Origin of the sequence: Streptomyces prasinopilosus, from assembly GCF_001419695.1 — a bacterium.
Classification (GTDB): Bacteria; Actinomycetota; Actinomycetes; order Streptomycetales; family Streptomycetaceae; genus Streptomyces; species Streptomyces prasinopilosus.
Window position 1 is genome coordinate 1 of sequence record NZ_LIRG01000749.1, and the last position, 9,043, is coordinate 9,043.

Consider the following 9,043-nt stretch of genomic DNA (forward strand, 5'->3'; position numbering starts at 1 on the left):
CTCCCGGCCACTCCGAGGGTCCCGGCCGTCCGGGGAGGTCGGGCGGGGGGTGTTGCCGTGGCCGTCGATGGTCACCACGGCGCCCGCGGGCGAGACCGCCACGCGCGCGCTCCAGGGGCCGGACGGTTCGCGCGGCTGGTCGACGTGCACCTTGATCCTCAGTGACCGTCCCGGCCGGAGCGTCCCCGACGACTGGCTCGGGCGGAGCCAGGGCGCCCTCGTCGACACGGACCAGCGGACCGGCGCGGTGCCCCGCGCGGTGAGCGTGATCAGTGTGGTGTCACCGCTGTGACCGGCGGTGACGCCCAGCACGTCGGCGCCCCTGCGGCCCGCGCCGGTGACCTCGACGACCTCCACGGACACGTCCGCCCCGCCGGCCTCGCCGGGAAGGCCTCCGGCCCGGGTGCCGGCGTTGCCGGTGTTCTCGTAACCGCCCGAGCCGTCGCCGTGGAGGCCGAGGGGCAGGTCGCTCTCCCGCGCGGAGGCCGACCGGTCGTCCCGGGCCTCGCCGGCGGGGGCGCCCCGGTAGGCGGCGTACAGCGCGAGCACGGGGGCGGCGACGACGGTGGCGACGACGGTCGTCGTGACCGCACGCGCGCGCAGCCGGCTCCGGCGGGCGACGCGGTCCTTGGGGTCCATCGGGAAGCCGCGCCGGTCGAAGCGGGGCGCGCCGCGACGCGCGCGCGGGTGGTGCGCCAGGGCGGTGCGCAGGGCCGCTTCGGGAGCCGGCAGGACGTGCAGGACGTCGGGAGCGACGCCGGTGCCGGGCCAGCGGCCGGGGAGGGCCCGCCCGGCGGTGCGGCGGCAGCGCGGGCAGTCGTCGACGTGCCGGACGAGTTCGCGGCGCAGCGCGCTGCTGAGCACGAGCCGGCTGTCCCCGGTGAGATGCGCCACTCCCCGGCAGGCGCCGGTCTCGACGACGGCGAGCGCCGCGCGGGTGCGCTCGACCTCGCAGGCGGCGGAGGCGAGCAGCTCGCGGGCGGCGGCCGGTTCCATGTGGAGCACGGCGGCGACCTCGTGGGCTCCGAGGCGGTGCCGGACCGAGAGTTCGAGCGCCTCGCGCTGCTCCGGCGTGGTGCCCGCGGCCTCCGGCCAGGCGAGCAGGGACAGCTCACGGCGGCGCTGCTCCCGCACCTCCTCGGTGACGGCCGCAGGGGTGGCGGCCCGGGCCGTCCGGCCCGCCGCGTGGGCGGCCCGGGGTTTCTGCCGGGCCTCGGCCAGCTTGCGCAGGCAGGCCCAGCGGGCCAGCGCGTACAGCCAGGCCCTGCGGTCCCCGGGCGCCTCCGGGAGGTGCCGGCCGCGGCGCTCCGCGAGGGTGAGGACGTCGGCCAGGGCGGTGATCGCCGCGTCGTGGTCGCACAGCACCGACAGGCAGTAGGTGAACAGGCCGTCCAGACACGGTTCGTGGCAGGCGGGGGGCCGGTGCGCCGGCGTGTGCGCGGTCCCGTGGCCGCCCACCCCCCGGTGCGCCCGGTGTACGCCGGTCGTGCGGGGCGGGATCTCCGGGCCACTGCTCATCATTCGGCGACCGTAGGCGGCCGGAGCCGACCCCTTCCGGAGCCCTGCGCACTTTTAATCCGTACGGGTGAAACGATCCCTCAAACGGAGGGGAGGTCCCTTCGCCCCCCGGGCGGGCCGGGGGGAACGGCCCGGTTCCGGGACCGACGGCCGGCGACCGGCAGCCGGCGACCGACGGCAGACGGCAGACGGCCGGGCACTGTGCCTCCGGCGGCCGGCGACGGGGCACGGCGTGGCCGGCGACGGGGCACCGCGCTCCCGGCTGTCAGTGCCGGGCGTTACCGTTCCCACCATGGCTGCCCGTACCAAGACCACCAAGGACCGACCGTCCTACCGCTGCACCGAGTGCGGCTGGCAGACGGCCAAGTGGCTCGGCCGCTGTCCCGAGTGCCAGGCCTGGGGGACGGTCGAGGAGTACGGCGCGCCCGCGGTGCGCACGACGGCGCCGGGGCGGGTCACCACCTCCGCCGTGCCCATCGGCCAGGTCGACGGCCGCCAGGCCACGGCCCGCTCCACCGGTGTCCCCGAGCTGGACCGGGTCCTCGGCGGCGGGCTGGTCCCCGGCGCGGTGGTGCTCGTCGCGGGCGAGCCGGGCGTCGGCAAGTCCACGCTGCTGCTGGACGTCGCGGCCAAGTCGGCGAGCGAGGAGCACCGCACGCTCTACGTCACGGGCGAGGAGTCGGCGAGCCAGGTCCGGCTGCGCGCCGACCGGATCAACGCCATCGACGACCACCTGTACCTCGCCGCCGAGACGGACCTGTCCGCCGTCCTCGGCCATCTGGACGCGGTGAAGCCGTCCCTGCTGATCCTCGACTCGGTGCAGACGGTCGCCTCCCCGGAACTCGACGGCGCGCCGGGCGGCATGGCCCAGGTGCGCGAGGTGGCGGGCGCGCTGATCCGCGCCTCCAAGGAGCGCGGGATGGCCACGCTGCTGGTGGGCCACGTCACCAAGGACGGCTCGATCGCGGGGCCGCGCCTGCTGGAGCACCTGGTGGACGTCGTCCTGAGCTTCGAGGGCGACCGGCACGCGCGGCTGCGCCTGGTCCGCGGCGTGAAGAACCGCTACGGCACCACCGACGAGGTCGGCTGCTTCGAACTGCACGACGAGGGCATCACGGGCCTCGCCGACCCCAGCGGGCTGTTCCTGACCCGTCGTGCGGAGCCGGTGCCGGGCACCTGCCTGACGGTGACGCTGGAGGGCCGCCGTCCGCTGGTCGCCGAAGTGCAGGCGCTCACCGTCGACTCCCAGATCCCCTCCCCCCGCCGCACCACCTCCGGGCTGGAGACCTCACGCGTCTCGATGATGCTCGCGGTGCTGGAACAGCGCGGCCGCATCAGCGCCTTGGGCAAGCGGGACATCTACTCCGCGACGGTCGGCGGGGTGAAGCTCTCCGAGCCGGCGGCGGATCTGGCGATCGCCCTCGCCCTCGCGTCGGCGGCGAGCGACACCCCGTTGCCCAAGAATTTGGTCGCGATCGGCGAGGTCGGGCTCGCGGGCGAGGTCAGGCGGGTGACGGGGGTGCAGCGCCGGCTTTCCGAAGCGCACCGCCTGGGCTTCACGCACGCGCTCGTGCCGGGCGATCCGGGCAGAATCCCCTCGGGGATGAAGGTTCTGGAAGTAGCGGACATCGGGGACGCTCTGCGCGTCCTTCCGCGTTCGCGTCGCCGGGACGCCCCACAGGAGGAGGAGGACCGCCGGTAGACTTTGCCCTGGTCTCGCCCGTCCGTACGAACCGAGTGCGTGAGGGTCTCCCGTTTGGACCAGGCCGGACAGGGAGCGGGACCGGGTGCGTGCGGCCGCGAGGCGGAGGAGGAAGTCGACGCGGAGCGTCGACGACCGACGCCGCCGCCGCTGAGGGTTTTCCCGCTCGGAAAAGCTCGGGGAAGTGCGCACCCGGCCCCGCGAGCCCGGCATGATTCGAACGGGAGCCCTCGGACGGGAGCGCCCAAGACATCGCGACCGGAGGAGTGCAGTGGCAGCCAACGACCGGGCAGCAGCTCCCGGAAAGTCCGGCGGGAGCGCCGGTCCCGATCGCCTGATGCGCGCCTCGCTGAGTGCCGTGGCACCCGGCACGGCCCTCCGGGACGGCCTGGAGCGCGTCCTGAGGGGCAACACCGGCGGTCTCATCGTCCTCGGTTCCGACAAGACCGTCGAGACGCTGTGCAGCGGCGGTTTCGTGCTGGACGTCGAGTTCACCGCGACCCGGCTGCGCGAGCTGTGCAAGCTCGACGGCGGCATCGTCCTGTCGTCCGACCTGTCGAAGATCCTGCGGGCGGGCGTCCAGCTGGTACCGGACCCGACCATCCCGACCGAGGAGACCGGCACCCGGCACCGGACCGCCGACCGGGTCTCCAAACAGGTCGGCTTCCCGGTCGTCTCGGTCTCCCAGTCGATGCGCCTGATCGCGCTCTACGTCGACGGCCACCGCCGCGTCCTGGAGGACTCGGCGGCGATCCTGTCCCGCGCCAACCAGGCGCTCGCGACGCTGGAGCGCTACAAGCTCCGCCTCGACGAGGTCGCCGGCACGCTGTCGGCACTGGAGATCGAGGACCTGGTCACCGTCCGGGACCTCTCGGCGGTCGCGCAGCGGCTGGAGATGGTGCGCCGCATCGCCGCCGAAATCGCCGAGTACGTGGTCGAACTGGGCACCGACGGCCGTCTCCTCTCCCTCCAGCTCGACGAGTTGATCGCGGGCGTGGAACCGGAGCGCGAGCTGATCGTGCGGGACTACGTGCCCGAGCCGACCGCCAAGCGCTCCCGCACCGTCGCCCAGGCCCTGGACGAGCTGAACGCCCTCCCCCAGGCAGATCTCCTGGAACTGCCCACGGTGGCCCGCGCCCTGGGCTACACCGGTTCCCCCGAGACGCTGGACTCGGCCGTGTCCCCGCGCGGCTTCCGGCTGCTCGCCAAGGTTCCGAGGCTGCCCGGCGCGATCATCGACCGCCTGGTGGAGCACTTCGGCGGCCTGCAGAAGCTGCTGGCCGCCAGTGTGGACGATCTCCAGACGGTGGACGGCGTCGGAGAGGCCCGCGCCCGCAGCGTCCGGGAGGGCCTGTCGCGGCTGGCGGAGAGCTCGATCCTGGAGCGGTACGTCTAGGACTTCCGGCGTGCCCGGGACTCCCGGAGTCCCGGTGCGTCCGGGCGCCGGTGCGTCCGGGAACCCCGGCATGTCCGGGCGCCGGTGCGTCCAGGGCTCCCGGTAGGGCCAAGTCCGGCGCGCCGGGCCCGCGTTGCGCCCCGAGGCGGGGTGCCCGCGGGGCGCGTCAGGCGTTCTTCAGCACGAAGGACGTCCGCACCTTCGTGAACCCCGGCGTCTTCGCCTCGACCAGGTACGTGCCCGCCTCGGCCGACCCGGCCGGCGGGGTCGCGCACTGCGGGGCGCTCGGCTTGCGGTCCCACTTCACGGTGTACGTGATGCTGTCGTCCGCGGGCACCCGGAACACCAGACTCCCGGCGTCCTTGGGGCAGTCGTCCGACGCCCAGTACGCCTCGTCGTCGGCGCTCGCCTGAGTGATCGTCAACACCGTGTTCTTCGGGCCGAGATCGACCTTGCAGTCGTTTCCGGAGATGTTCCGCGCGGTCAGCCGGAAGGTGGGCTTCTCGTCGGGTTCGTAGGAGTTGCGGACGCTGCGCAGGCTGAACTTGACCGCGGTCGCGGCGCAGTCGGGGAGTCCGGATCCGGCCGGCAGCGCGTCGCCCGCGCCGACCCCCGCCGTCGTACCGCCCCCGGAACCACCGCCCGCGCCGCCCGTACCGTTCCCGGCTTCGCCGTCGCCGTCCGATCCACCGCCGGAGTCGCCGGAGTCACCGGAGTCGCCGTTCGCCCCGTCGTCGCCCGCGCCGGCACCGCCCGGGGAGCCACCCGGCTTCTCGTCGCCGGACTCGTCCCGGCCGCCCGGTGCCTGGCTGATCGCCGGCCCCGAACTCGACGGTCCCGGAGCGATGGTGGAGGGTGCGGGGTTCTTGCCGTCGGCCCCGTTGTCGTGCCCGCCGCCGTCCCCGCCGCGGGAGACGACGACCCAGGTGATCAGCAACGCCAACACGCCCAGCAGGGACAGCAGTACGGCCCTCCTACGCCAGTAGATGGAGGAGGGAAGCGGCCCGACCGGATTGCGCAGAGATCCCACGGCGCAAACTGTACGAGAGATCCGGGACTTCGCCGCTCCCACCCGCCGCCGAGAGGTCAACTTTTCCGGATCATCATCCCGGAAACGGCTGTCCGTTAGCGCTCTTCGCCAGGCACGGCACGCGAAAGTCGCGGAGTGTGATCGTACGGACGTCTTCCTCACGGTCCGTGACCAGAGGGCGCGGGAGGCGGTCCCCGGCATCCGGAGCGCCGCGCTCCGGCCCTCCCGTGTTCGCGATCGCGTCGCTTGCAGCTCTGGCCATGGATTCCATCGCCCCTGCGGCACGACGGGGCGGCGGGTTCCCCGTTCGTGCCGGTGGTCGTGGCAGGATCGAGAGGCCATGACTGCTCTCACGAAGCCCCAGCCCGACGGCGCCGCCGATCCCTCGTCCGAGCACGCTCCCGGAGCGTCGCTCCACTCCCCCGTCATCGACTGGTTCGACGAGCACGCCCGGGATCTGCCGTGGCGACGCCCGGAGGCCGGTGCGTGGGGGGTGATGGTCAGCGAGTTCATGCTCCAGCAGACCCCGGTGAACCGGGTCCTGCCGGTCTACGAGCAGTGGCTGGCCCGCTGGCCGCGCCCCGCCGACCTCGCCGCCGAGGCGCCCGGGGAGGCCGTCCGCGCCTGGGGCCGGCTCGGCTACCCGCGCCGCGCGCTGCGGCTGCACGGCGCCGCCGCCGCCATAACGGAACGGCACGGGGGCGACGTGCCCGCCGACCACGCGCAGCTGCTGGCGCTGCCCGGCATCGGCGAGTACACGGCCGCCGCCGTGGCGTCGTTCGCGTACGGGCAGCGGCACGCCGTGCTGGACACCAACGTGCGGCGGGTGTTCGCCCGTGCGGTGACCGGCGTCCAGTACCCGCCGAACGCCACCACGGCCGCCGAGCGCCGGCTCGCCCGCGCGCTGCTGCCCGAGGACGAGCGGACCGCCGCGCGGTGGGCGGCCGCCTCCATGGAGCTGGGCGCGCTGGTGTGCACGGCGAAGAACGAGTCGTGCCACCGCTGCCCGATCGCCTCGCAGTGCGCCTGGCGGCTCGCCGACAAGCCGGCGCACGACGGCCCGCCGCGCCGGGGGCAGACGTACGCGGGCACGGACCGCCAGGTGCGCGGACGCCTGCTGGCCGTGCTCCGGGAGGCGCATTCGCCCGTACCGCAGGCGGCCCTGGACCGGGTGTGGCAGGAGCCGGTGCAGCGCGCCCGCGCGCTGGACGGCCTGGTCGCCGACGGCCTGGTCGAACCGCTGCCCGGCGGCCTCTACCGGCTGCCGATGACCTGACCCGGCGGCCGGGCCCGAGGACCGGGCCCGGCGGCCGGCGTGTCGGCACCCGGCCGGCCGAGCGGGCCGGTGCCGCGCACATCACCCCATAGGCGCCCCAACCGCGCGCCCCTTTACCTCGTCCCTACTTCCGTTACACAACCGACGGACAGCCGAGGGCAGGCCGCAGGCTGCTCCGCACAGTGCCGTGACAACGCCTCCGTACCTTCGTTCCCGTGCCCCGCACCCGGTACACGGCGCGAGGGGCACGACCACCACGGATCACAGCAGGGGGACCGGACCGCACGGGCGGGCCGGTACGGGGAACGGAAGGCGGTTCACCATGGCGCAGGGCGAGGTGCTCGGGTTCGAGGAGTACGTCCGGACCCGGCAGGACGCGCTGCTGCGCAGCGCCCGTCGTCTGGTGCCGGACCCCGTCGACGCGCAGGACCTGCTGCAGACCGCGCTGGCCCGGACGTACGGCCGCTGGGACGGGATCTCCGACAAGCGGCTGGCCGACGCCTACCTGCGCCGCGTCATGATCAACACCCGGACCGAGTGGTGGCGTGCCCGCAAGCTGGAGGAGGTGCCCACCGAGCAGCTCCCGGACGCCCGCGTGGACGACGCCACCGAGCAGCACGCCGACCGCGCCCTCCTGATGGACGTGCTGAAGGTGCTCGCCCCGAAGCAGCGCAGCGTGGTGGTGCTGCGACACTGGGAGCAGATGTCCACGGAGGAGACGGCCGCCGCACTCGGCATGTCGGCCGGAACGGTCAAGAGCACGCTGCACCGGGCCCTCGCCCGGCTCCGCGAGGAGCTGGAGGCCCGTGAGCTGGACGCACGCGCGCTGGAGCGTGAGGAGCGGGAGCGTTGCGCGGCCTGACCGGCGCGGGACCCGTACGGGTCCGGAGAACCGCCCGAGCGGCGACCACGGCGACGTCCGTGCTCGTCGCCGTCACCCTGTTCGTCAGCGCCTGCGGTACGGGCGGCACCGGTGCCCGCGACGAGGGCCCCGCCCACGCGGACCCGGTGGTGAGTCCCCCCGTGTCCACGGCCACGGCCACCGGTTCGACGGCACCGGTCCCGGCTGCCGAACGGGTGGACGCCGTGCGGCTGGTCAAGGACGATCCCCTCGTCTCGGCCGGGGTCAAGCGGCTGCTGAAGCCGTGTGCCGCCGACGAGTACCCCGTCGACGTGAGCTACGGCAACCTCACCGGGGGGACCGCGAACGACGTCGTCATCAACGTGCTGACCTGCGGAGACGCGGTGGGCGTCGGTTCGTACGTGTACCGCGACCAGGGCGGTGCGCACGTGAACGTGTTCCGGGCCGAGGAGCCCCCCGTGTACGCGGAGATCGACCGCGGGGACCTGGTGGTGACGATGCAGGTGTACGACCGGGGCGACCCGGTGTCGAGTCCGTCCGGCGAGAACGTGATCACCTACCGCTGGACCGCGGGCCGGTTCACCGAGGAGTTCCGCACCCACAACGACTACGGCAAGGTGTCCGGCACGGAGCAGGCCCCGAGGTCCGACGGCTGAGACCCGGGGCCGGGGCCCCGGGATCCGGAACCCCGACCCTCGGGGACGGGCGCCCGCACCGCGTTTCGCGGCGCGTGGCGTGCACCGGCGGGCCGCCCGGCCCGACGGGAGGATGAACCCTCCGCGCGGCTCCCGCGTCCGTCCGGTGGGCGGGGCGGTGCGCTCCCACCGGGCCGGGAGCGCACGGAGAGCAAGAACCGAGAACCGAGAACCGAAGACCGAGAACCGAAAGCCGAGAGCTGAGAGACCGGGATGGCAGACCAGAACCACGTCCTGTTCGTCGAGGACGACGACGTCATCCGTGAGGCCACCCAACTCGCCCTGGAGCGGGACGGCTTCGCGGTCACCGCGAAGCCCGACGGGCTGTCGGGCCTGGAGGCGTTCCGCGCCGACCGGCCGGACATCGCCCTCCTCGACGTCATGGTGCCCGGCCTCGACGGCGTCAGCCTGTGCCGGAGCATCCGCGACGAGTCGATGGTGCCGGTGATCATGCTGTCGGCGCGCGCGGACGCCATCGACGTGGTCCTGGGGCTGGAGGCGGGCGCCGACGACTACGTGACCAAGCCGTTCGACGGGGCCGTCCTGGTCGCCCGCATCCGCGCG

General features: G+C 74.2%; 8 protein-coding genes. 6 read left to right on the top strand and 2 right to left on the bottom strand.

Going from position 1 to position 9,043, the window contains the following annotated elements:
- Nucleotides 1-1,521 (bottom strand): BACON domain-containing protein (locus AOK18_RS25745; protein ID WP_055695887.1); only part of this gene is annotated, 1,521 nt, incomplete at its 3' end.
- Nucleotides 1,522-1,810: 289 nt separating this feature from the next.
- Here AOK18_RS25745 and radA point away from each other — a divergent pair.
- Together radA and disA are read left to right on the top strand one after the other, a co-directional pair.
- Complete coding sequence (gene radA / locus AOK18_RS25750; protein ID WP_055571221.1) at nucleotides 1,811-3,220, top strand: DNA repair protein RadA; 1,410 nt, start codon at nucleotides 1,811-1,813, stop codon at nucleotides 3,218-3,220.
- Between the two features lie 271 nt (nucleotides 3,221-3,491).
- Complete coding sequence (gene disA, locus AOK18_RS25755) at nucleotides 3,492-4,616, top strand: DNA integrity scanning diadenylate cyclase DisA (RefSeq protein WP_055571222.1); 1,125 nt, start codon at nucleotides 3,492-3,494, stop codon at nucleotides 4,614-4,616.
- A gap of 166 nt (nucleotides 4,617-4,782) precedes the next feature.
- On the opposite strand, the gene AOK18_RS25760 is transcribed toward disA, so the two are convergent.
- Nucleotides 4,783-5,646, bottom strand: coding sequence for a hypothetical protein (locus AOK18_RS25760; RefSeq protein WP_079105181.1), 864 nt, complete (start codon nucleotides 5,644-5,646; stop codon nucleotides 4,783-4,785).
- 340 nt (nucleotides 5,647-5,986) lie between these two features.
- Here AOK18_RS25760 and AOK18_RS25765 point away from each other — a divergent pair, with 340 nt between their 5' ends.
- From AOK18_RS25765 to AOK18_RS25780, 4 genes are all read left to right on the top strand, one after another.
- On the top strand, nucleotides 5,987-6,922 hold the full coding sequence (locus AOK18_RS25765; protein WP_055571223.1) for an HhH-GPD family protein: 936 nt from the start codon (nucleotides 5,987-5,989) through the stop codon (nucleotides 6,920-6,922).
- 322 nt (nucleotides 6,923-7,244) lie between these two features.
- Nucleotides 7,245-7,784 carry a SigE family RNA polymerase sigma factor gene (locus AOK18_RS25770; protein ID WP_055571224.1) on the top strand — a complete coding sequence of 180 codons (540 nt, stop codon included), beginning with the start codon at nucleotides 7,245-7,247 and terminating at the stop codon, nucleotides 7,782-7,784.
- Nucleotides 7,772-8,440, top strand: a complete 669-nt coding sequence (locus tag AOK18_RS25775; protein WP_055695888.1) for a hypothetical protein — start codon at nucleotides 7,772-7,774, stop codon at nucleotides 8,438-8,440. The genes AOK18_RS25770 and AOK18_RS25775 overlap by 13 nt, the downstream gene beginning before the upstream one ends.
- A 252-nt stretch (nucleotides 8,441-8,692) precedes the next feature.
- Nucleotides 8,693-9,043, top strand: a 351-nt coding sequence (locus tag AOK18_RS25780) for a response regulator (RefSeq protein WP_157865192.1), incomplete at its 3' end; no start/stop codon positions are given.